This window comes from Pseudomonas sp. UV AK001 (assembly GCF_046097675.1).
Taxonomy (GTDB): domain Bacteria; phylum Pseudomonadota; class Gammaproteobacteria; order Pseudomonadales; family Pseudomonadaceae; genus Aquipseudomonas; species Aquipseudomonas kribbensis.
Genome location: NZ_JBJUVZ010000002.1, coordinates 90,719 through 113,657, shown reverse-complemented (window position 1 = coordinate 113,657; position 22,939 = coordinate 90,719). Strand labels below are relative to the sequence as shown.

Sequence of the window (22,939 nt, the reverse complement as noted above, 5' to 3'; positions counted from 1 at the left end):
ATGACCCGGTACATCTTCTCTACCTGATCAGACAAATGCCTCACCGAGATAGAGACGATGCGTCTTCTCGATCTCATCGATCAATCGCGGCGCAACGCCTACCGATCCCGCGATTTCGCGCCAGCGCTTAACAGCAGCGCAAACCTCCTTGATGATGGCCGGCGCGTCGATGCCCCGGATCTGTCCGGCCACAGCCTCCAGGTCCGCGAGTTCGAAGTTGTCGCGCTTGCCGTTGATCGTCATCTGGTGGGTAGCCACCCAAAAGCTGCCCGGCTGGTACGACCACGAAACGTCATAGGCCGGGGAAAGAGACCAGGTGCCTGCCCGATCCATCAGGAAGCTGGTGTTCTTGGTGTGGTCATCCTGATTGCGGCCCACCACGTTGAAAACCATGCGGCGGAAGTACTCTACGGCGTCACGGCGCGGCAAACCAAGAACCCGCATGACCCCGAACGCCTCCTCGTAGGAGTAGCCGCCCGGCTGTTTGTAGTCGGCATGATCCATGGCACACAGAGTGGCCATGTGGATCTTTTCCCCGTCATCGGTACGATCAAAGCGTTTGGTCAGAAAGTGCGCGCGGCCACCCTCTTCCAGCAATTCACACGGGCTCATGGTGATGCCGGCAGCTTTGGCCATGAGCGAATAGGCGTACTCCACGCGGCCGAAGCCTTGCGAATCGGCCAGGACGTCGGTGTTCTTCGCAACGTCGAACTTCAGCAGCCAGTAGGAAAACCCTTTTGGCGCCCTGACTTGCCCCGAGCGGATCTCGCCAGCCGCATTCATCGCGATAACCGCTTTGGCCCGGGCACCGCCAGCGCTGGTACCGACCTGGATCAAACGCTTCAGTGCCTCGTCATCGACCTCGGTGTCGTGATGGGCGAGGCGATCGGCCAGGCTTTCCCGCTGCGAGAGCACTTCACTGGCGAGCTCTACCAGCGCATCAATCTGAATACGTTCACTGGCATTTACGGAACCGCTGAGAGCGGGCCGGTATTCGAGCCCGCCCATTCCGCGCGAGCCCTGATACAGGACCCTTTCAACCGGGGTGAACGTCGCTTTGTCTCGGCCCTCCTTGGCGAGCCAGGCGTCGATCAGTGCGTTACCGAAATCATCCGGCAGAGAGTCCGCCAGGATGGCCGGAAGGCCTTTGTAGGTTTCCCGATTCAGGCCGGGAAAGGCGTATGTCTGATTGGCGGCCAATGGCATATGGATGGGCGAGATTTCGATACCGGTCTTGACGAATTCAGGATCGTATTCGAACAAACCCAGCTGGGTGCCCTCATCCCAGAGCAGCCCCCCGACAAACCGCTCGAAGAGATAGACCTTTGCCGTAATCACCAATCAACCTCCTTTTTGACTTCGCTGCCGGACACCGGATCGCCTGCGCTCCACGCCGAGGCCTTGCCCACCGCCCGCGTGCCGGTTGCCCGCATACGCCGGGTTCCGGCCATCTTGATTACCTGCAACGGGCTCGGTCGAACGGGCTCCACAAGTGAGGCCGCTCTTTCCAGCTCGCCGATGACACGCAGGACGGCCAGCAGATTCACCAGGGTGCCTTTGCCATGGAGAAGATTGATCAGGGTCTGGCGGCTGACGCCGGCTTCCCTGGCGACATGCTCCTGGCTGAGATTTTTCTTCAGGCGCAATTCCTGGAGCCGGGCACCAATGGCACTGGCAATCGCATCGTCGGTCATGGCTTGGAGGCGCATAGTGTCTGAATTCCTGGAGCGAATGTGCAAATCACGAAGTGTGTGTACTCAATACTAGACATTGCAGAAGGATCGATTTGCATGACAGCCAGCGCCAACCCTGCGTACGCGAATCTGGTCACTAACTGATGAAACGAACCTTATATCTCAATTCAAAGGCATTGGATTACAGCAATATCTACGACATGCGCAATATCAATACTGCCTAGATAGCTAGACAATAGCGAAGATTATGGCGGATAAAGTATGCATATCAAGACAAAGCGATACATGAATAAAGGCAAGAAGAGAACCGCCTCGGGATTCTCCAGACACAAAAAATGGGCACCCGACCGCAATCGGTGTGCCCATTTTTTATTACGGTTCTCCCCGCTATTCAGGGATGCGCCGCAATTATGGATTGACGCTGTCTTTCAACGACTTGCCCGGCTTGAACGCAACAGTGTTGCTGGCCTTGATTTTGACGGGTTCACCGGTTTGCGGGTTTTTGCCGGTGCGGGCACCGCGATGGCGTTGCAGGAAGGTGCCGAAGCCGACGAGCGTGACGCTGTCCTTGCGATGCAGGGCGCCGGTGATTTCTTCGAGGACGGCATTGAGAACGCGGTTGGCCTGCTCTTTGGTCAGATCCGCTTTTTCAGCGATTGCAGCGGCGAGTTCTGGTTTACGCATTAGTGAAGCCCCTTTGAGTCGGTTTTTTGTTGTTATGTCCGTGCTGCTCTCGTTGGAACAGCGCCCAAGGCGCCGCAGGCTCTACTCTGCGGCAGACGGGAGTGAGAATGGCACGCGGATAAGGGCGGCGCCAGTCTCCCCGCGACCTTTGTGGGGGCAAAAGCGGGGTGATTCCGACAGAACGACCGGTATTTACGCCAGCAAGGCCGGAAGCTGTTTGTTCAGCGCGAGTTTTTCCATCACCGCCGCACCCGTCAGGGCGTAGCCGAGCAATTGCCCTTGCGCATCGTGACAGAGCGCCTTGACGTCGGCGCCCTGCCCTTCGACGGTCCAGACACCTTCGCGGCCCCGTGGCGGCGGCGAAACCACCAACGGGCAGACCGGGGTTTTCACGGTGATCGGCATCGGTCCGTAGTTCACCACGGTCGGGTTGCCGGCCAGGGTCTGTGCCAGCGCTCGCGCACAACTCATGAGGGGCATGACGTACAGAAGATTCAGCCCGTCGACCTCGGCGCAGTCGCCCAGAGCGTAAATATTGGCGTGAGAGGTTTGCAGATGGCGGTCGACCATCACACCGCGGTTGGTCTGGATACCGGCAGCCGCTGCCAGATCGATACGCGGGCGCAGGCCAATGGCCGACACCACCACATCGCACGAAATCACCTGACCATCGGAGAGGTGTGCTTCCAGCCCATCGGCAACTTTTTGCAAACGGGTCAGCACCGGGCCGAGGTGGAAACGCGCGCCAAGGCTTTCCAGCCCGGACTGCACCGCTGCGGCGGCGGACGGGTGCAACAGGGTCGGCATCACCTGCTCGCACGGCGCAACCAGTTGCACTTCGTAGCCGCCGAGGATCAGGTCGTTGGCGAACTCGCAGCCGATCAGCCCGGCGCCGAGCAGCAACACCCGACGCTTGCCCGCCGCCGCGGCGCGAAAACGTGCGTAGTCTTCGAGATCGTTGATCGGGAACACCAGATCCCCGCCGTCGCCTTCGATCGGCACACGCACGGTTTCGGCGCCCCAGGCGAGGATCAGGTCGCGATAACTCACCGCTTCCTCACCGATCCACAGGCGCTTGTGGCCCGGGTCGATGCCGCTGATGCGAGTGTGGGTGCGGATTTCGGCCTTCAACTGCTCGGCCATGGCGCCCGGTTCGGCCATGCTCAGGCCGTCGGCGTCCTTGTTCTTGCCGAAACCGGTGGACAGCATCGGCTTGGAGTAGGAACGACCGTCATCGGCGGTAATCAGCAGCAGCGGGGTTTCGCCATCGAGTTTGCGAAACTCGCGGGCCAGGTTGTAACCCGCAAGCCCGGTGCCAACGATTACGACAGGTGCGCTCATGCCCTACTCCTCAGTGTTTTCTCAGTTGATTTCGATCATTTCGAAGTCCATCTTGCCGACGCCGCAGTCCGGGCACAGCCAGTCTTCCGGCACGTCCTGCCACAGAGTGCCCGGCGCAATGCCGTCATCCGGCCAGCCGTCGGCTTCGTTATAGATCAGGCCGCAGACCACACATTGCCACTTTTTCATTCAGGTACTTCCTCAGGATTCAGGCTTTAGCCGGCGCGGACGGTCGATGGTGCAGCACTGCCATCCGGCTCAGGGCGTTTTGTACTGATGGTACCGGCCAGATGCAAGCCTGTTCGGCGCAATGGCGGCCCGGATCAATCAAATTCGCGGTGCGCCATGGTAAGCTCGCCGCCTCATTTGCTGCCAATAATGACTCATTGTGCAACTCAAAAACGCCCCGCTGTGGCGCCCGCAAAGCCACCTGACACCCCTCCCCGACACGTCCACGCTCGACTGGCTGTTCGACGAAGGCTCCCTGACCCGCCGCCTGACCCGCCTGTCCGATGACGGTTTCAGCGTCACGCCGCTGTTCGAAGGCTGGCAGACCCTGCGCGACGATGAATGCGCGGCGCTGGACCTGGCCGAAGGCAGCGAAGGCTGGGTGCGCGAGGTGTATTTGCGCGGTCATGGCGAGGCCTGGGTGTTCGCCCGCAGCGTGGCGTCGCGCAGCGCCTTGCAGGGCGACGGGTTGCATATGGATGAGTTGGGCAGCCGCTCGCTGGGCGAACTGCTGTTCTGCGATCACGCGTTTCAGCGCCGCGCCATTGAAGTCTGCCATTACCCGGAACACTGGCTGCCCGAGGATTCCCGGGCCATCGGGTTGTGGGGTCGTCGTTCGCGTTTCGATCGTGGTGCCTTGAGCGTACTGGTGGCGGAGATTTTCCTGCCTACGCTGTGGGAAGCCGTCCGCGCCCGTCCGGAGAACTGCTGATGTATCAAAACCTGCTCAAATCCCTGAATCGCCTGAACCCGCGCGCCTGGGACTTCATCCAGCTGACCCGCATGGACAAGCCGATCGGCATCTATCTGCTGCTTTGGCCGACACTCTGGGCGCTGTGGATTGCCGGCAAAGGTTCGCCGTCGCTGGCCAACGTCGTGATTTTTGTCCTCGGCGTGGTGCTGACCCGTGCCGGTGGCTGCGTCATCAATGACTGGGCCGACCGAAAGGTCGACGGCCATGTGAAGCGCACCGCCGAACGCCCGCTGGCCGCCGGGCGGATCAGCTCGAAAGAGGCGCTGGTGTTCTTCGCCCTGCTGATGGGCGTAAGTTTCCTGCTTGTGCTGTGCACCAACGCTGCGACGATCTGGCTGTCGTTGGGTGGCCTGGCGCTGGCGTTCACTTATCCGTTCATGAAGCGCTACACCTATTACCCGCAGGTGGTGCTGGGCGCGGCGTTTTCCTGGGGCATGCCGATGGCATTCACCGCCGAGACCGGTGAGCTGCCAGCGACGGCCTGGCTGCTGTGGATCGCCAATCTGCTGTGGACCGTGGGCTACGACACTTATTACGCGATGACCGACCGCGACGATGACCTGAAGATCGGCGTGAAATCGACGGCGATCCTGTTCGGCGAGGCGGACCGGGTGATCATCCTGACCTTGCAGGCGCTGTCACTGGGCTGCCTGTTGCTGGCCGGGTCGAAGTTCGAGTTGGGGACATGGTTCCACCTCGGCCTGCTGGTGGCTGCCGGGTGCTATGCGTGGGAGTTCTGGTACACCCGCGACCGGGACCGGATGCGCTGCTTCAAGGCGTTCCTGCACAACCATTGGGCCGGTCTGGCGATCTTCGTCGGGATCGTCCTGGATTACGCGTTGCGCTGACTCACAAAACTGTGGGAGCGAGCTTGCTCGCTCCCACAGGGGACTTGCGTTTACTTGTGCTCGTGAACCACGTGCCACGCGTCCATCTTGCCGTCGCCCATCACGTCACCCGGCTTGGCGTCCATCTTGAAGGTATACAGCGGCTTGCCGTCGTAGGCGTACTGCATCTTGCCGTCGTCGCGCTTGATCACCGTCCACTTGCCTTCCGCCTTCGCACCGGCCGGCGCCATCATCGGAGGCCAGTTGTCGGCGCACTTGTCATTGCACATCGACTTGCCGCCAGCGTCCTTGTCGAACGTGTAAACGGTCATGCCTTTGTGATCGACCATCATGCCGTCTTTCATCATTGCCGGTTCAGCGGCCATCGCAAGGCCTGGCAGAGTCACGGCAGCAGCCATCAGCAGAGCTTTAAAGGAAGCAGTCATTTGAGTCATGGAAACCTTCTTTTGTGGTTGTCAGGATTCGGACTTAGAGCTTAGTTCAGGATTTGCACAATCGCCGCTGGACTAAAATACTGTCACACGACTGCAATAATTCCGTTATCTAATGCGGCGCAAGACAGTTAAATGACAAGAGGATTAAGGCATGGTTGGCAGGAGCATTCTGATCGTCGACGACGAAGCGCCCATTCGCGAAATGATCGCCGTTGCGTTGGAAATGGCCGGCTATGACTGCCTCGAGGCAGAGAACTCGCAGCAGGCGCACGCCATTATCGTCGACCGCAAGCCGGACCTGATCCTGCTCGACTGGATGCTGCCCGGCACCTCCGGCATCGAGCTGGCCCGCCGCCTCAAGCGTGACGAGCTGACCGGGGACATCCCGATCATCATGCTCACTGCCAAGGGTGAAGAGGACAACAAGATCCAGGGCCTGGAAGTCGGTGCCGACGACTACATCACCAAACCGTTTTCCCCACGCGAACTGGTGGCACGCCTCAAGGCCGTGCTGCGCCGCGCCGGCCCGACCGATGGCGAAGCGCCGATCGAAGTCGGCGGCCTGCTGCTCGACCCGATCAGCCACCGCGTGACCATCGACGGCCGTCCGGCCGAGATGGGCCCGACCGAATACCGTCTGCTGCAATTCTTCATGACCCACCAGGAACGCGCCTACACCCGTGGCCAGTTGCTGGATCAGGTCTGGGGCGGCAACGTCTATGTTGAAGAGCGCACCGTCGACGTGCACATCCGGCGCCTGCGCAAGGCTCTCGGCGACGCCTACGAAAATCTGGTACAAACCGTGCGCGGCACCGGCTATCGGTTCTCCACCAAGGCCTGAGCCTACCGCCAGACTCGCTGACAAGGACCGTATTTCCCGTGAATCAAAACTGGCATGGCACCCTGATTCGCCACATGGTGTTGCTGGTCACCGGCTGCCTGGTGATCGGCCTGATCACCGGCTACTACGGCTGGAGCCTCGCGGCGGGACTGGGCCTGTACCTGGCCTGGACGCTCAAGCAACTGCTGCGCCTGCACGAATGGCTGCGCCTGCACCAACCCGATGAAGCCCCGCCCGACGGCTACGGCCTGTGGGGTGAAGTGTTTGACAGCATCTACCACCTGCAACGCCGCGACCAACGGGTACGCGGACGCCTGCAAGCGGTGATCGACCGCGTTCAGGAGTCCACCGCCGCGCTGAAAGATGCGGTGATCATGCTCGACAGCGACGGCAACCTGGAATGGTGGAACCGCGCCGCCGAAACCCTGCTCGGCCTCAAGACCCCGCAAGACAGCGGCCAGCCCGTGACCAACCTGGTCCGCCATCCGCGCTTCAAGGAATACTTCGAGCAGGAAAACTACGCCGAGCCGCTGGAAATCCCCTCGCCGACCAACGACCGCGTGCGCATCCAGATGTACCTCACGCGCTACGGCAACAACGAACACTTGATGCTGGTGCGCGACGTTACGCGCATCCATCAGCTGGAACAGATGCGCAAGGACTTCATCGCCAACGTCTCCCATGAGCTGCGCACCCCGCTGACGGTGATCTGCGGCTACCTGGAAACCCTGCTCGACAACGTCGAGGAAGTGAACCCGCGCTGGAGCCGCGCCCTGCAGCAGATGCAGCAACAGGGCGGGCGCATGCAGACGCTGCTCAACGATTTGTTGCTGCTGGCCAAACTGGAAGCCACCGATTACCCGTCGGACAACCAGCCCGTGCACATCGACACCCTGTTGCAGTCGATCAAGAGCGATGCGCAACAACTGTCCGGGTCGAAGAATCAGAAAATCACCCTGGAAGCCGACGCCAGCATCCTGCTCAAGGGCAGCGAGGCGGAACTGCGCAGTGCGTTTTCCAACCTGGTGTTCAACGCCGTCAAATACACCCCGGCCGAAGGCAATATCCGCATCCGCTGGTGGGGCGACGATCAGGGCGCGCACCTGAGCGTGCAGGATTCCGGGATCGGCATCGACAGCAAACACCTGCCGCGCCTGACCGAGCGCTTCTACCGCGTCGACTCCAGCCGCAACTCCAACACCGGCGGCACGGGCCTGGGCCTGGCCATCGTCAAACACGTGTTGCTGCGCCATCGCGCGCGGATGGAGATCAGCAGCGTGCCCGGCCACGGCAGCACGTTCACCTGCCATTTCGCCCCGGCGCAGGTCGCCCAGGCACGGCTCATCAGCGCCGCTGAGTAATGCCGGACTAGGCAATCGCCAGGTCAGCCGCTACATTGGCTGACTTGCGCCTGCCTTTCAGGCGCGATTTCTTCTCTCTTACGAATCACACGGAACCCGCAAAACTCCATCATGGACCCTTCCCCTGGCTTGTCCCTCGCAACAATATTCGCCGATTTCGGCATGATTCTTTTCGCTCTGATCCTGGTTCTGCTCAACGGCTTCTTCGTTGCGGCGGAATTCGCCATGGTCAAACTGCGCTCGACCCGGGTCGAAGCCATCGCTGAACAGCACGGCTGGCGCGGGCACATCCTGCGCACCGTACACAGTCAGCTCGATGCGTATCTCTCGGCGTGCCAGCTCGGTATCACCCTCGCCTCCCTCGGCCTGGGCTGGGTCGGTGAGCCGGCGTTCGCGCACATTCTCGAGCCGCTGCTGAGCGCGGTCGGCGTGCAGTCGGCGGAAGTGGTCAAAGGCATCTCGTTCTTCACCGCGTTCTTCATCATTTCCTACCTGCACATCGTGGTCGGCGAGCTGGCACCCAAGTCCTGGGCGATCCGCAAACCCGAATTGCTGTCGCTGTGGACGGCGGTGCCGCTGTACCTGTTCTACTGGGCCATGTACCCGGCGATCTACCTGCTCAACGCCAGCGCCAACACCATCCTGCGCATTGCAGGCCAGGGCGAACCCGGCCCGCATCACGAACACCATTACAGCCGTGAAGAACTGAAACTGATCCTGCACTCCAGCCGTGGCCAGGACCCGAGCGACCAGGGCATGCGCGTGCTGGCCTCGGCAGTGGAAATGGGCGAACTGGAAGTGGTTGACTGGGCCAACTCCCGGGAAGACCTGATCACCCTCGAATTCAACGCACCGCTGAAAGAAATCCTGGCGATGTTCCGTCGCCACAAGTTCAGCCGCTATCCGGTGTACGACAGCGAGCGCAAGGAGTTCGTCGGCCTGCTGCACATCAAGGACCTGCTGCTGGAACTGGCGGCGCTGGACCACATTCCCGAGTCGTTCAACCTTGCCGAACTGACCCGCCCGCTGGAGCGCGTCTCGCGGCACATGCCGCTGTCGCAGCTGCTGGAGCAGTTCCGCAAGGGTGGCTCGCACTTCGCCGTGGTCGAAGAAGCCGACGGCAACATCATCGGTTACCTGACCATGGAAGACGTGCTGGAAGTGCTGGTCGGCGACATCCAGGACGAACACCGCAAGGCCGAGCGCGGCATCCTCGCCTACCAGCCGGGCAAACTGCTGGTGCGGGGCGATACGCCGCTGTTCAAGGTCGAGCGCCTGCTGGGTATCGACCTGGACCACATCGAAGCCGAAACCCTCGCCGGGCTGATCTACGAAACCCTGAAACGGGTGCCGGAAGAGGAAGAAGTGCTGGAAGTCGAAGGCCTGCGCATCATCATCAAGAAGATGAAAGGTCCGAAGATCATTCTGGCCAAGGTGCTGATGCTCGACTGACGGGGATTACCGCTTGCCCAACGCAAAGTTGGGCAATGCCCCCAGCGGCCGGTTGAACTGATACGGAATCGATACCAGACCCCCTCCGGTATTGCGCTGCACCACGAAGTGCAGGTGCGGGCCGCTGCTGTTGCCGGTATTGCCGGACAGCGCCAGCGGACTGCCCACCGCCACTCGCTGCCCCTCCCGCACACTCACCGACCCTTGCTTGAGATGCAGGTACACGCCCATCGTGCCGTCGTCGTGCAGCACCCGCACGAAATTGCCGGAAGGATCGGTGCCGCGCCCGTTCTGCGAGTTCTCTATCTTCACCACCACCCCGGCCCGCGCCGCGATGATCGGCGTGCCCACAGGCATGGCGATGTCCATCGCGTATTTGTTCTTCGGCCCGTAGTGGCTGTAGTCGCCGTTGGCGCCCTGACTCAGACGGAACGGCCCGCCACGCCACGGAAACGGATAGCGATAGCTCTGGGCAGCGCCTGCGGGGTCACCGAGGGAATACTGGAACTGCGGCGTGTAAACCAACGGCTTGCCGCCGGACACCGCCGTCAGCAACGCCAGCCGCGTATTGCTGCGCGCCGGCAGCACCCGGCGGATCGTTTCCGTCGGTGCACCACGCACATTGCTCATCCCGGTGAACGCCAGTGCGACCTCCACCGGCGCATACAGGTCGTTGCGCACGAACACCAGGTCCGTGCCCTTCTGCTTCTTGATGTCGAGATACACCTGACGCTCGAGCCTCTCGACCATCCGGTCCTGAAACACGAACACCTGGGAGCCTTTGCTCGGACGGTCGCTGTACGAAACCACTCCGTTGGCATCGGTGGATTTGTAGATCGTCATGGCCACAGTCGAGGTGGAGGCCATGAACAGACCACAGAAAAACAGCAGGCGCAGGGGCATGGGCAAAAGTTCTGTCGAGTAAGGCCTGGGAATGAGCCTAGCAGCTGAAGCAGACCAGGCTAGTCGACAGATGTTTCAAATTTGGCACAGCATGAAAAAAGACCGCAGCCTGTGTCAGGCGGCGGTCTTCTTTTGCCCGCGACGCTTACGCGCCCGGAACGAAGTGCTTCTGCGCCGTGCCGCGAGCGATCAGGCGGGAGATGTAGTCGAGCTTCTGCGCGTCCTGGTCGACGAAACGGAAGGTCAGTTGCAGCCAGTCGCTGTCGGGTTTCGGCTCGTGGGCGACGACGGCGTGCAGATAGCCGTTGAGGCGGGCGATTTCGGCGTTGTCGCCCTGCTCCAGATCGAGCACGGCGCTGTCGAGGATCTGCGGCAGGGTGTCGGTGCGCTTCACCACCAGCAGCGCTTCCTTGATGCTCAGGGCCTTGATCACGCATTGCTGGGTGCCACTTGGCAGACGCAACTGACCCTGGCCACGGCCGCTGGCCGGAGCAGCAGAGGCTGTCGGGGCTTTCACGGGCGGGCTGTTGAGCAGGCCACGCTGCGGCGCGGCGGCAGGTGCCGGGGCTGCTGCGGCAGGCTTGGCAAACGGGTTGGCCGCAGGCGCAGCCGGCGCGGAGCCGACCACTGCAGCCTTGCCGCCGGTCAGTGCGCTCAGGGAGTCGTTGCCGAATGCCGAGTTCATCTTGGTCGGGGCGCTGTTCATCAGGGCATCGAGCTTGCCGATCTTGTTCAGGGCCTGCTTGACCTTGGTCAGCAGTTGCTCGTTGGTGAACGGCTTGCTGACGTAACCGGAAACGCCGGCCTGAATCGCCTGCACCACGTTTTCCTTGTCGCCACGGCTGGTGACCATGATGAACGGCATGGTCTTGAGGTTGTCCTGCTCACGGCACCAGGTCAGCAGTTCGAGACCGGACATTTCCGGCATTTCCCAGTCGCACAGCACCAGATCGAAAGCCTCCTTGGCCAGCATGGCCTGGGCTTTTTTACCGTTGACGGCGTCCTCGGTGCGGATCCCCGGGAAGTAATTACGCAGGCACTTTTTCACCAGGTCACGAATGAACGATGCATCGTCCACGACCAACACACTGATCTTGCTCATCCAACACCCCTATTAAAATCCCGGCAAGCATAACGCTGGCTGATGGCACATTGCCAAAACTCTTCAGTCACGCCGGGACTTTTCGTTCGCGGGTGCTGCTTTTTAATTCGGTTCTGCCTATGAAAAGCAGAAACAAAAACGCCCGGCCAAAGGGCCGGGCGCTTTTCTCAGGCAATCTTACTTATCGTCAGCATCGCCCGGAACATTAGCGGTTTCGCCGCTTGTTCCTTCAACTTCTTCCTTCATGCGCTTGAGGCCCATGTGGCGTACGTCGGTGCCGCGCACCAGGTAGATCACCAGCTCCGAGATGTTGCGCGCGTGGTCGCCGATCCGCTCCAGCGAACGCAGCACCCAGATGATGCTCAAGACCCGCGAGATAGAGCGCGGGTCTTCCATCATGTAGGTCGCCAGCTCGCGCAGGGCGGTCTTGTATTCGCGGTCGATGATCTTGTCGTACTGCGCCACCGACAACGCCAGATCGGCGTCGAAGCGGGCAAACGCGTCCAGCGCATCGCGGACCATGTTGCGCACCTGGTCGCCGATGTGACGCACTTCGACGTAACCACGCGGCGCTTCACCTTCTTCGCACAGCTGGATCGCGCGGCGGGCGATCTTGGTCGCTTCGTCACCGATACGCTCCAGGTCGATCACCGACTTGGAGATGCTGATGATCAGACGCAGGTCGGACGCCGCCGGCTGACGACGGGCCAGAATGCGCAGGCATTCTTCGTCGATGTTGCGTTCCATCTGGTTGATCTGGTCGTCGATCTCGCGCACTTGCTGGGCCAGGCCCGAGTCGGCCTCGATCAGCGCGGTGACCGCGTCGTTGACCTGCTTCTCGACCAGCCCGCCCATGGCCAGCAGGTGGCTGCGCACTTCTTCCAGTTCGGCGTTGAACTGCGCGGAAATGTGATGGGTAAGGCCTTCTTTACTAATCATGTTGGCGTCCTTGGAGCGTCCGGTAAGGTGCGAGCGTCAATTCAGTGAGCGACAACCAGCGTCTGCTAGCCGTAACGACCGGTGATGTAGTCTTCGGTCTGCTTCTTGGCCGGATTGGTGAACAGGGTATCGGTGTCGCCGAATTCCACCAGTTTGCCCATGTACATGAACGCCGTGTAGTCGGACACCCGCGCCGCCTGCTGCATGTTGTGGGTCACGATGACGATGGTGAACTTGGATTTGAGCTCGTAGATCAGCTCTTCGACTTTCAGGGTCGAGATCGGGTCGAGGGCCGAGCACGGTTCGTCGAGCAGCAGCACTTCCGGCTCCACGGCGATGGTACGGGCGATCACCAGACGCTGCTGCTGACCACCGGACAGGCCGAGCGCCGAGTCATGCAGACGGTCTTTTACTTCGTCCCACAAGGCCGCGCCCTTCAGTGCCCACTCGACGGCTTCGTCGAGGATGCGCTTCTTGTTGATGCCCTGGATGCGCAGGCCGTAGACCACGTTTTCGTAGATGGTCTTCGGGAACGGGTTAGGCTTCTGGAACACCATGCCGACCCGGCGACGCAGCTCGGCCACGTCTTCGCCCTTGCGGTAGATGTTGTTGCCGTACAGGTTGATCGCGCCTTCGACGCGGCAGCCATCCACCAGGTCGTTCATGCGGTTGAAGGTACGCAGCAGCGTGGACTTGCCGCAGCCGGACGGGCCGATGAAGGCGGTCACGCGCTGTTTCGGGATGTTCATGCTGACGTCGTACAGCGCTTGTTTCTCGCCGTAGAACAGGCTCAGGCCCGGCACTTCGATGGCCACGGTTTCCTGCTCGAGGTTCAGGCTCTGCTTGTCGCGGCCCAGGGCAGACATGTTGATGCCGTGGGTATGTGTTTCGTGCTGCATGGGAGATCCCCTGTGCTAACAAATTCGGTTCGGTTGGCTGCCGGAAATCAGGCCGGCAGCCCTTCAATTCTTGTGACGGCGATCAGCTGTCCAGCGCCTTGTACTTCTCGCGCAGGTGGTTACGAATCCACACCGCCGACAGGTTCAGAGTGGCGATCACCAGCACCAGCAACAGCGCCGTGGCGTACACCAGCGGTCGGGCGGCTTCAACGTTCGGGCTCTGGAAGCCGACGTCGTAGATGTGGAAGCCCAGGTGCATGATCTTCTGGTCCAGGTGCAGGTACGGGTAGTTGCCATCCACCGGCAGCGACGGCGCCAGTTTCACCACACCCACCAGCATCAGCGGCGCCACTTCACCAGCGGCACGGGCCACGGCGAGGATCATGCCGGTCATCATCGCCGGGCTGGCCATCGGCAGAACGATCTTCCACAGGGTTTCAGCCTTGGTCGCACCGAGAGCCAGCGAGCCTTCACGCACGGTACGCGGGATACGCGCCAGACCTTCTTCGGTGGCCACAATCACCACCGGCACCGCCAGCAGCGCCAGGGTCAACGAAGCCCAGAGCAGGCCCGGCGTACCGAAGGTCGGTGCCGGCAGCGCTTCCGGGAAGAACAGACGGTCGAGCGAGCCACCCAGCACGTAAACGAAGAAGCCCAGACCGAACACGCCGTAAACAATGGCCGGAACACCCGCCAGGTTGTTCACCGCGATCCGGATCACCCGGGTCAGGGTGTTCTGCTTGGCGTATTCACGCAGGTACACCGCCGCCAGCACGCCGAACGGGGTCACGATCATCGCCATGATCAGGGTCATCATCACGGTGCCGAAGATCGCCGGGAAAATCCCGCCTTCGGTGTTCGCTTCACGCGGGTCGTCGGACAGGAATTCCCAGACCTTGCTGAAGTAGAAGCCGACCTTGGTGAAAGTACCCATGGCGTTCGGCTGGTAGGCGTGAACCACTTTGCCCAGACCGATTTCGATTTCCTTGCCGTTGGCATCACGAGCGGTCAGGGCATCGCGGTTGAACTGCGCATGCAGATCGGCCAGACGCGCTTCGACGTCCTGATAGCGGGCGTTCAGCTCGGCACGTTCGGCGTCCATGTCCGCTTGCGCGGTGGCGTCGAGCTTGCCTTCCAGTTCCAGTTTGCGGCCATGCAGACGGATACGCTCGAGACCGGCGTTGATCGCACCGATGTCGGTTTTTTCCAGGGTCTTGAGCTGCGCGGCGAGGCCGTTCACACGGTTGATTCGCGCCTGCAGCTCGGGCCAGGCCGCTTCGCCTTCGGCGATGACCTTGCCGTCCTGTTTGACGTTGACCAGGTAGCCGTAGAAGTTACCCCACTCACGACGCTCCAGCGCCATCAGCTCCGGCGGGTTCTTCTGGTCGGTCAGCCACTCGCCGACGATCCAGGTGAAGTCGTTGCCGTTCAGGTCGCGGTTGCCGACCTTGATCAGCTCGCGGGTCATGAATTCCGGGCCCTGGTCAGGCACCGGCAGGCCGGCGCTCTTCAGGCGTGCGCGGGGCACTTCTTCCTTCTGCACCACTTCGCCGATGACCAGGTGATTGCCCTGGCCCGGGACGTTGTAGCTGGCGTGGATCAGGTCCGCCGGCCAGAAGTGACCCAGACCGCGCACGGCAATCACCGCCAGCAGGCCAATGGTCATGATGACCGCGATGGACACCGCGCCACCGCTGATCCAGACGCCCGGGGCGCCGCTCTTGAACCATCCATTCAGGGAGTTCTGTTTCACAGACTTCTACCTTTCTTAAAGCGACGAGTATTTCTTGCGCAGACGCTGACGAATCAGTTCCGCGAGGGTGTTCATGACGAAGGTGAACAACAGCAGCACCAGCGCCGAGAGGAACAGCACGCGGTAGTGGCTGCCGCCGACTTCCGACTCCGGCATTTCCACCGCGACGTTGGCCGCCAGGGTGCGCAGGCCTTCGAACAGGTTCATTTCCATGACCGGGGTGTTGCCGGTGGCCATCAGCACGATCATGGTCTCGCCGACTGCACGGCCCATGCCGATCATCAGGGCCGAGAAGATGCCCGGGCTGGCGGTCAGGATCACTACGCGAGTCATGGTCTGCCACGGCGTGGCACCGAGGGCCAGCGAGCCCAGGGTCAGGCCGCGCGGCACGCTGAACACGGCGTCTTCGGCGATCGAGTAGATGTTCGGGATCACCGCGAAGCCCATGGCCAGACCGACCACCAGTGCGTTGCGCTGGTCGTAGGTGATGCCCAGGTCGTGGGAGATCCACATGCGCATGTCACCGCCGAAGAACCAGTTCTCCATGAACGGGCTCATGTACAGCGACAGCCAGCCCACGAACAGGATCACCGGGATCAGCAACGCACTTTCCCAACCGTCCGGGACTTTCAGGCGGATCGATTCAGGCAGGCGGCTGAAGGTGAACCCGGCCACCAGGATGCCGATCGGCAGCAGCATCAGCAGGCTGAAGATGCCCGGCAGATGCCCTTCCACATACGGCGCCAGGAACAAGCCGGCGAAGAAGCCGAGGATCACCGTCGGCATCGCTTCCATCAGTTCGATCACCGGTTTGACCTTGCGGCGCATGCCCGGGGCCATGAAGTACGCGGTGTAGATCGCCGCGGCAACCGCCAGCGGAGCAGCCAGCAACATTGCGTAGAACGCGGCTTTCAGGGTGCCGAAGGTCAGTGGCGACAGGCTCAGTTTCGGTTCGAAATCGGTGTTGGCCGCAGTCGATTGCCAGACGTATTTAGGCTCGTCGTAGTTCTCGTACCAGACCTTGCTCCACAGCGCGCTCCACGATACTTCCGGGTGCGGGTTGTCGAGCAGCAGCGGTTGCAGCTTGCCGCCGGCTTCGACGATCACACGGTTGGCCCGTGGCGACAGACCGAACAGGCCCTCGCCTTCGACCACCTGATCGACCAGCAAGGTGCGGTGCGCGGTGCTGTGGAACACGCCGAGCTTGCCGGAAGCATCCAGGGCAACGAAGCCCTTGCGGCGCTCTTCGGCGGTGATTTCAACGATCGGCGTCTTGCCCATCTGGAAGGTGCGGATCTGCTTCAGACGCAGCTCGCCATCGGTGTCGCGGGCCATGAACCACTGGGCCAGGCCACCGGTGGAGTCACCGACGATCAGCGAGATGCCACCTACCAGTTGAGTGGCGGCAGTGACTTGCGCGTCAGCGTTTTCCAGCAGCTTGTAGCGACCGTTGAGGCTCTTGTCGCGCAGGCTGAACACGTCGGCCTGGGCACGACCGTTGACCACATACAGCCATTGCTGGCGCGGGTCGACGAAGATGTTTTTCACAGGCTCGGTCATCTGCGGCAGATCGATACGCTTCTGCTCGTTGGTGACTTCGCCGGTCATCATGTTTTCTTCGCTGGTCAGCGACAGCACATTGAGTTGCGAACCGGTGGAGCCGACCAGCATCAGGGTCGAGTCGGTGGCGTTGAGGCTGACGTGCTCCAGCGCACCGCCGCTTTCGTTCAGCGCAATCGGCGCTTCGCCGTACGGGAACTCGATCGCCGGGGTGATGGTTTTCTTGCCTTCCGGGTAGCTGACTTTATAGGTGTGACGGAACACCAGTGCCTGACCGTTGGACAGGCCCACGGCCACCAGCGGATGGCCCGGCTGGTCTTCGCCGATGGAGGTCACACTGGCGCCTGCCGGCAACGGCAGATCGACGCGCTTCAATTCAGCGCCACTGTCGATATCGAAGAACAGCGCCTGGCCCTTGTCGGAAACGCGCATGGCCACCTGATTCTGCTCTTCGAGCGAAATCATCAGTGGCTTGCCGGCGTCCTGCATCCAGGCCGGGGTGATGGCGTCTTTCGCAGTCAGTTCGGCACCCTTGAACAGGGGCGCGACGACGTAGGCGAGGAAGAAGAAGATCAGGGTGATGGCTGCCAGCACCGCCAGACCGCCGACGAGGACGTACCAACGGGTGAAGCGATCCTTGAGCGCGCGAATGCGGCGCTTGCGTTGCAACTCAGGCGTATTGAAATCAATGCGCTTGGGAGGGTTCGTAGTCATTTTGGAATTGGCCAGATCATTCATGCGCACACCCTAGCGATCCTGTATGACAGAAAGATGACAATGCAGTGACGCACCAAATCCGCCGCCAGCAGGGCACTGGCAGTGGATAAAAGAATTCGGGGAGTGTGGGGGCCGGGCCGCTTGCGGGCCGGGCCCCACACGGGAGTCAGGCGGGCTTCACCCCTGACTCAGTTTGTTACTTTTTTGCGACTTCAGCGCCGCCTTCCTGCAGACCCAGGTCAGCCAGTGCTTTTGCAGCAACCTTGGCCGGCAGTGGGATGTAGCCGTCTTTCACTACCACTTCCTGACCCTGTTTCGACAGAACCAGTTTCACGAACTCGGCTTCCAGCGGGGCCAGAGGCTTGTTCGGGGCCTTGTTCACGTACACGTACAGGAAGCGGGACAGTGGGTACTTGCCGTTCAGGGCGTTTTCTTCGCTGTCTTCGATGAACTCGGTGCTGCCTTTCTTCGACAGAGCAACGGTTTTCACGCTGGCGGTCTTGTAGCCGATACCCGAGTAACCGATGCCGTTCAGCGAGGAGCTGATCGACTGCACGACCGAAGCCGAGCCTGGTTGTTCGTTGACGTTAGGCTTGTAGTCGCCTTTGCACAGGGCTTCTTCCTTGAAGTAGCCGTAGGTGCCGGATACCGAGTTACGGCCGAACAGCTGAACCGGCTTGTTGGCCAGGTCGCCGGTCACGCCCAGGTCGCCCCAGGTTTTTACGTCGGCTTTGGCGCCGCACAGACGGGTGGACGAGAAGATCGCGTCAACCTGTTCCATGGTCAGGTGCTGAATCGGGTTGTCCTTGTGTACGAAGACAGCCAGGGCGTCCACGGCAACCGGGATAGCGGTTGGCTTGTAGCCGTATTTCTGTTCGAAGGCCGCCAGTTCGGTGTCCTTCATCTTGCGGCTCATCGGGCCCAGGTTGGAGGTGCCTTCGGTCAGCGCGGGTGGCGCGGTGGCGGAGCCAGCGGCCTGAATCTGGATGTTTACGTTCGGGTATTCTTTTTTGTAGTTCTCGGCCCACAAGGTCATGAGGTTGGCCAGGGTATCGGAGCCGACGCTGGACAGGTTGCCCGACACACCAGTGGTCTTGGTGTAGCTCGGGATAGCAGGGTCAACAGCGGCAACCGCGTTGGCAGTCGCAACGCCAGCAGCGACAAAAGTCATTGCCGCCATCAAACGCTTCAGTTTCATGCCTTACTCCTAGCAGATAGGGGGTGTTAAGTCGGGGCCAAGTATCAGCAGGCCGTGTGAACACTCTATGGCTGAAATATGACAATTGGATGAAAGGCCAGCATCCCCTGTCGGAAGGCTGGCCTTTCAGTTGTAACTGAAGGTGTGAGGCGAATTTACCGACCCTTGCTCCACAGCCAGGCGCCGACCAGGATCCCCATCCCGCACAGTACCGCCACGTAATAGGCAGGCCCCATCGCACTTTCTTTCAGCAGCAGGCTGACCACCATCGGGGTCAGGCCACCGAAGATCGCGTAGGCGACGTTATAAGAGAAGGACAGACCGCTGAAGCGCACCACCGGCGGGAACGCCTTGACCATCACGTAAGGCACCGCGCCAATGGTGCCGACCAGGAAACCGGTCAGCGCATACAGCGGGAACAGCCAGTCCGGGTGATCGGCGAGGCTGTGATAGAAGGTCCAGGAACTGGCCAGCAAGCCCAGGCAGCCGAACACGAACACGCGACCGGCACCGAAGCGATCCGCCAGTGCGCCGGAAATAATGCAGCCCAGGCTCAGGAAGACGATGGCCAGGCTGTTGGATTGCAGCGCCATCGTCGGCGAGAAGTGATAGACCGTCTGCAGCACGGTCGGGGTCATCAGGATCACCACGACGATGCCGGCGGACAGCAGCCAGGTCAGCAGCATCGAGACTGCGATGGCCCCACGATGGTCACGCAGCACCGCGCGCAGCGGCACTTCTTCGGCCAGGGCCTTGCGCTGTTGCAGTTCAGCGAACACCGGGGTTTCGTGCAGCCAGCGGCGCAGGTAGACCGAGAACAGGCCGAACACGCCGCCGAGCAGGAACGGAATCCGCCAGGCGTAATCCGAAACTTCCACCGGCGTATAAATGCTGTTGATCGCGGTGGCGACCAGCGAACCCAGCAGAATGCCCGCCGTCAGGCCGCTGGTCAGGGTGCCGCAGGCATAACCAATATGCTTGCCCGGCACGTGTTCGGAAACGAAGACCCATGCCCCCGGCACTTCACCGCCAATCGCCGCGCCTTGAATGACGCGCATCAACAGCAGCAGGATCGGTGCCCACATGCCGATCTGCGCGTAGGTCGGCAGCAGGCCCATGATCAGGGTCGGCACGGCCATCATGAAAATGCTCAGGGTGAACATCTTCTTGCGCCCCAGCAGATCACCGAAGTGCGCCATCACGATCCCGCCCAGCGGCCGCGCGAGGTAACCGGCAGCGAAGATGCCGAAGGTCTGCATCAAGCGCAGCCACTCGGGCATGTCGGCCGGGAAGAACAATTTGCCGACCACGGTGGCAAAGAACACGAAAATGATGAAATCGTAGAACTCCAGCGCACCGCCCAGGGCCGATAGCGACAGAGTCTTGTAGTCATTGCGGGTCAAGGGTCGTGCGGGTTGGTCCGGCTGCGCGATGCTCGAGGGCGCTGTGGTCATGGCAAGGTCTTCTCTTATAGTCGGATCTGCCGCCACAACAACGCTGGCTGTGGCTCGGGCAGGTTCGGCACCATAGCAAATTGTTCGAAAAAGCACATAGAGGCGCGTATTTGACGGTCGAAATGAGAACCCGATGGTCGTCGCGGAGTCTACCGACCGATATACTCGCAACCTTGCTCCGGTTTGAAAGGGGTTGCTGTGCGAAAACGTCGTTGGCCCGACCCTTGCTCGGGATTAGCCGGTTTCGCAGAGTTTCTCCTTAGGCGCCTGATGGAAAACGTGACGAACGTAGTATGTTCGGTGCTGAATCGTTTTTCCCGAAGACGGCTACCACCAGCAATACCCAACGAAGAGTCACGGGTCAGAGGCACCCCCGGCATGATAGAGCTCGAACAAGAAGATCCGATCCCGCAAGGCGACCTGGCCCTGCAAATCACCGCGCTTCCCCGCGAAACCAACGGCTTCGGCGATATTTTCGGCGGCTGGCTGGTGGCGCAGATGGACCTGGCCGGCACTGCAATGGCCAGCCGCGTCGCCGGTGGCCGTGTGGCGACCGTTGCCATCGACCGCATGGCGTTTCTGGTGCCGGTGGCCGTCGGCGCGCAATTGTCCTTCTATACCCAGACCCTGGAAATCGGCCGCAGCTCGATCCAGATGATGGTCGAGGTGTGGAGCGACGACCCGCTGTCCAGCGAGTGGCGTAAAGTGACCGAAGCGGTGTTCGTGTTCGTGGCCATCGATGGCAGCGGTCGAACCCGTTCGGTTCCGCCGCGCGCACGTTAAACCTCGCGGCCGTTTGAAGGTCGATAGTCGTCCCAAGTTGCTGATTCGAGAGTTGTCCCATGAACACGCCCAACGTTGAAGCCGTGAAACTGGATGAACTGAACTGCTGGCGCATCCGCCACGGTCAGGCCGAAGTGCTGGTGGCCCAGCAAGGCGCGCACATCCTCAGTTATCAGGTGGATGGCCAGCCGCCGCTGATCTGGCTGAACGACAAGGCCGTGTTCAAGACCGGCAAGAGCATCCGCGCCGGCGTGCCGGTGTGCTGGCCGTGGTTCGGCGTCTTCGCCCGCAACCCGCAGAGCGTGCAGGCGATGCGTGTCAGCGAAGAACCGGCCGCCGCTCACGGGTTTGTCCGGGCGATGGATTGGGAGCTGGGCGGTATTGAAACCGAGGGCGAAAGCCTGAAGGTGGAGTTCAAGCTACCCTACCCCGAAGGCGGCTTTGCGGACTGGCCGCATCAGGTCGACCTGGCCCTGACCCTGCGCCTCGACGATCAGTTACACATCAGCCTGACCAGCCACAATCGCGGTACCGACACCGTCAGCATCAGCCAGGCGCTGCACAGCTATTTCGCCGTCAGCGATGTGCGCAACGTACGCGTCGAAGGTGTGGATGGCCTGAACTACATCGAGACCCTGGATGACTGGAAGACTCACTCCCAGCAAGGCGACCTGCGTTTTGCCGGGGAAACCGACCGCATCTACCTCGACGCTCCGCCGCAACTGAGCATCGTCGATCCGTCCTGGGAACGGCGCATCGTGCTGACCGCTACCGGTTCACGCACGGCGGTGATCTGGAACCCTTGGATCGACCGCGCCGCCGCGTTCAGCGACATGGACAACGACGGCTGGCAGCGGATGCTGTGCATCGAGACGGCGAATGTGATGGATGACATCGTGACCCTCGCACCGGATGCCAGCCACACCATGGGTGTCAGCGTCGGCAGCCAGCCGCTCTGAAAACAAAAATCGCAGCCCTTGGGCTGCGATTTTTTTTGCTGCTCGGGATTACAGATCCTTTTCCTGCACCACCCGCACCTTGTCCGCTTCCAGCGCATAGGCCGCATCGGCCAGGTCATTGCTGACCTTTTCGATCTTCAGCGTGCCGGTCACCCAAAGCGGCGTGTAGATGTCGTCCAGCTTCAAACCCTTGGGGTAGCGCACCAGCACCAGCTGATTCGGTGGCGGTGGCGGCACGTGGATGCAGGCGCCCGGGTACGGCACAAGGAAAAACAGCGTGCTGCGGCCCTTGGCGTCCGACTCCAGCGGCACCGGATAACCACCGATGCGGATGTGTTTGTCGTTCATCGACGCCACGGTCTTGGTCGAATACATCACCGCCGGCAAACCCTTGGCCTGCTTCATCCCGCCTTTCTGGGTGAAGGTGCCGGTGGCTTCCGGAGAGTTGTGGTCGATTTCAGGCATGGCCTCGAGGGCTTTCTGATCCGACTTGGGCATCAGTTCCAGCCAGTCGGTTTCCGGCAGTTCGCCGGCGTGGGCCAGACCGCTGCCCAGCAAAAGGAGAGTCAACAGAAGACGGCGCATGAAGATGCTCGTAGAAGATGCTCGGAAAAAGGGAAAACGGTAAATCGCCGAGCATTCTAGCCCTCCCCGCCGAGTGGCAGAGAGGGCTTTATCGCCCGGATCAGTTCTTTTTGATCAGGCCGTAGATCACCAGCAGGACGATCGCGCCCACCAGCGCGCCGAAGAAGCCGGCGCCCTGGCCCGCGTGATAAATGCCCAAGGCCTGGCCGCCGTAGGTGGCTGCCAGCGAACCGCCGATACCCAGCAGGATGGTCATGATCCAGCCCATGCTGTCATCGCCCGGCTTGAGGAACCGTGCCAGCAGGCCGACGATAAGGCCGATAAAGATGGTTCCGATAATTCCCATGGCATTTCCCTCTGAATTGGTCGATAGGCCAAAGCCTAGTCAGACTTTGGCATCCTGCCATCAGAGAACGGCGGCCCTTAATGGTTCCGCCGCTGCCAGATGAA

General features: G+C 61.2%; 23 protein-coding genes. 7 read left to right on the top strand and 16 right to left on the bottom strand.

From position 1 onward, the window contains the following. Nucleotides 1-27: 27 nt before the first annotated feature. The 5 genes from ACKLNA_RS08485 to ACKLNA_RS08465 form a co-directional block, all read right to left on the bottom strand. Nucleotides 28-1,335 carry a type II toxin-antitoxin system HipA family toxin gene (locus ACKLNA_RS08485; RefSeq protein ID WP_408985870.1) on the bottom strand — a complete coding sequence of 436 codons (1,308 nt, stop codon included), beginning with the start codon at nucleotides 1,333-1,335 and terminating at the stop codon, nucleotides 28-30. Further along, a complete protein-coding gene (locus ACKLNA_RS08480) occupies nucleotides 1,335-1,709 on the bottom strand; it encodes a helix-turn-helix transcriptional regulator (RefSeq protein WP_408985618.1) in 375 nt (124 codons plus the stop codon). Before ACKLNA_RS08480 ends, ACKLNA_RS08485 begins: the two co-directional genes overlap by 1 nt. Before the next feature lie 393 nt (nucleotides 1,710-2,102). Continuing rightward, entirely contained in the window at nucleotides 2,103-2,378 is a 276-nt protein-coding gene (locus ACKLNA_RS08475; protein WP_003213368.1) for an HU family DNA-binding protein, read from the bottom strand. A gap of 192 nt (nucleotides 2,379-2,570) precedes the next feature. Next, on the bottom strand, nucleotides 2,571-3,719 hold the full coding sequence (locus tag ACKLNA_RS08470; RefSeq protein ID WP_408985617.1) for an NAD(P)/FAD-dependent oxidoreductase: 1,149 nt from the start codon (nucleotides 3,717-3,719) through the stop codon (nucleotides 2,571-2,573). A 21-nt stretch (nucleotides 3,720-3,740) separates the two neighbouring features. Further along, entirely contained in the window at nucleotides 3,741-3,908 is a 168-nt protein-coding gene (locus ACKLNA_RS08465; RefSeq protein ID WP_007954349.1) for a rubredoxin, read from the bottom strand. Between the two features lie 199 nt (nucleotides 3,909-4,107). Between ACKLNA_RS08465 and ACKLNA_RS08460 the strand changes: the two genes are divergently transcribed. Together ACKLNA_RS08460 and ubiA are read left to right on the top strand one after the other, a co-directional pair. Continuing rightward, nucleotides 4,108-4,659, top strand: a complete 552-nt coding sequence (locus ACKLNA_RS08460) for a chorismate--pyruvate lyase family protein (RefSeq protein ID WP_408985616.1) — start codon at nucleotides 4,108-4,110, stop codon at nucleotides 4,657-4,659. Further along, complete coding sequence (ubiA, locus tag ACKLNA_RS08455) at nucleotides 4,659-5,549, top strand: 4-hydroxybenzoate octaprenyltransferase (protein WP_408985615.1); 891 nt, start codon at nucleotides 4,659-4,661, stop codon at nucleotides 5,547-5,549. Before ACKLNA_RS08460 ends, ubiA begins: the two co-directional genes overlap by 1 nt. Nucleotides 5,550-5,599: 50 nt before the next feature. On the opposite strand, the gene ACKLNA_RS08450 is transcribed toward ubiA, so the two are convergent. Further along, nucleotides 5,600-5,983: a hypothetical protein gene (locus ACKLNA_RS08450; RefSeq protein ID WP_408985614.1), complete on the bottom strand. Its 384-nt coding sequence runs from the start codon at nucleotides 5,981-5,983 to the stop codon at nucleotides 5,600-5,602. Nucleotides 5,984-6,134: 151 nt separating this feature from the next. On the opposite strand from ACKLNA_RS08450, the gene phoB reads away from it, so the two are divergent. The 3 genes from phoB (at nucleotide 6,135) to ACKLNA_RS08435 (ending at nucleotide 9,637) form a co-directional block, all read left to right on the top strand. Further along, complete coding sequence (phoB, locus tag ACKLNA_RS08445) at nucleotides 6,135-6,824, top strand: phosphate regulon transcriptional regulator PhoB (RefSeq protein ID WP_003229608.1); 690 nt, start codon at nucleotides 6,135-6,137, stop codon at nucleotides 6,822-6,824. 74 nt (nucleotides 6,825-6,898) lie between these two features. Further along, nucleotides 6,899-8,185 (top strand): phosphate regulon sensor histidine kinase PhoR, encoded by a 1,287-nt coding sequence (gene phoR, locus ACKLNA_RS08440; protein WP_408985869.1) that lies wholly within the window; start codon nucleotides 6,899-6,901, stop codon nucleotides 8,183-8,185. Nucleotides 8,186-8,296: 111 nt separating this feature from the next. Next, nucleotides 8,297-9,637 carry a hemolysin family protein gene (locus ACKLNA_RS08435; RefSeq protein WP_007954342.1) on the top strand — a complete coding sequence of 447 codons (1,341 nt, stop codon included), beginning with the start codon at nucleotides 8,297-8,299 and terminating at the stop codon, nucleotides 9,635-9,637. Between the two features lie 6 nt (nucleotides 9,638-9,643). On the opposite strand, the gene ACKLNA_RS08430 is transcribed toward ACKLNA_RS08435, so the two are convergent. The 8 genes from ACKLNA_RS08430 to ACKLNA_RS08395 form a co-directional block, all read right to left on the bottom strand. After that, nucleotides 9,644-10,540, bottom strand: a complete 897-nt coding sequence (locus ACKLNA_RS08430; RefSeq protein ID WP_408985613.1) for a peptidoglycan DD-metalloendopeptidase family protein — start codon at nucleotides 10,538-10,540, stop codon at nucleotides 9,644-9,646. A gap of 145 nt (nucleotides 10,541-10,685) precedes the next feature. Continuing rightward, on the bottom strand, nucleotides 10,686-11,642 hold the full coding sequence (locus ACKLNA_RS08425; protein WP_085708817.1) for a response regulator: 957 nt from the start codon (nucleotides 11,640-11,642) through the stop codon (nucleotides 10,686-10,688). 177 nt (nucleotides 11,643-11,819) lie between these two features. Then, nucleotides 11,820-12,581, bottom strand: coding sequence for a phosphate signaling complex protein PhoU (gene phoU, locus ACKLNA_RS08420; RefSeq protein ID WP_007954334.1), 762 nt, complete (start codon nucleotides 12,579-12,581; stop codon nucleotides 11,820-11,822). Nucleotides 12,582-12,646: 65 nt separating this feature from the next. Beyond that, the gene (gene pstB, locus ACKLNA_RS08415) at nucleotides 12,647-13,480 is read right to left on the bottom strand and encodes a phosphate ABC transporter ATP-binding protein PstB (RefSeq protein WP_065258233.1); all 834 of its coding nucleotides are present in this window, start codon (nucleotides 13,478-13,480) and stop codon (nucleotides 12,647-12,649) included. Nucleotides 13,481-13,562: 82 nt separating this feature from the next. Further along, complete coding sequence (gene pstA, locus ACKLNA_RS08410; RefSeq protein ID WP_408985612.1) at nucleotides 13,563-15,233, bottom strand: phosphate ABC transporter permease PstA; 1,671 nt, start codon at nucleotides 15,231-15,233, stop codon at nucleotides 13,563-13,565. Nucleotides 15,234-15,248: 15 nt separating this feature from the next. After that, nucleotides 15,249-17,282, bottom strand: a complete 2,034-nt coding sequence (locus ACKLNA_RS08405) for an ABC transporter permease subunit (protein ID WP_408985868.1) — start codon at nucleotides 17,280-17,282, stop codon at nucleotides 15,249-15,251. Nucleotides 17,283-17,706: 424 nt separating this feature from the next. Next, nucleotides 17,707-18,708 carry a phosphate ABC transporter substrate-binding protein PstS gene (locus ACKLNA_RS08400; RefSeq protein WP_016985762.1) on the bottom strand — a complete coding sequence of 334 codons (1,002 nt, stop codon included), beginning with the start codon at nucleotides 18,706-18,708 and terminating at the stop codon, nucleotides 17,707-17,709. 155 nt (nucleotides 18,709-18,863) lie between these two features. Continuing rightward, nucleotides 18,864-20,162: an MFS transporter gene (locus tag ACKLNA_RS08395; protein ID WP_085708813.1), complete on the bottom strand. Its 1,299-nt coding sequence runs from the start codon at nucleotides 20,160-20,162 to the stop codon at nucleotides 18,864-18,866. A 378-nt stretch (nucleotides 20,163-20,540) separates the two neighbouring features. Here ACKLNA_RS08395 and ACKLNA_RS08390 point away from each other — a divergent pair, with 378 nt between their 5' ends. Next, nucleotides 20,541-20,945, top strand: a complete 405-nt coding sequence (locus ACKLNA_RS08390; RefSeq protein ID WP_003229628.1) for an acyl-CoA thioesterase — start codon at nucleotides 20,541-20,543, stop codon at nucleotides 20,943-20,945. Between the two features lie 59 nt (nucleotides 20,946-21,004). Beyond that, complete coding sequence (locus tag ACKLNA_RS08385; protein ID WP_408985611.1) at nucleotides 21,005-21,904, top strand: D-hexose-6-phosphate mutarotase; 900 nt, start codon at nucleotides 21,005-21,007, stop codon at nucleotides 21,902-21,904. A 48-nt stretch (nucleotides 21,905-21,952) separates the two neighbouring features. On the opposite strand, the gene ACKLNA_RS08380 is transcribed toward ACKLNA_RS08385, so the two are convergent. Beyond that, a complete protein-coding gene (locus ACKLNA_RS08380; protein WP_408985867.1) occupies nucleotides 21,953-22,534 on the bottom strand; it encodes a DUF3299 domain-containing protein in 582 nt (193 codons plus the stop codon). Between the two features lie 55 nt (nucleotides 22,535-22,589). Next, nucleotides 22,590-22,835, bottom strand: a complete 246-nt coding sequence (locus ACKLNA_RS08375; protein WP_248742420.1) for a GlsB/YeaQ/YmgE family stress response membrane protein — start codon at nucleotides 22,833-22,835, stop codon at nucleotides 22,590-22,592. Nucleotides 22,836-22,939 lie beyond the last annotated feature (104 nt).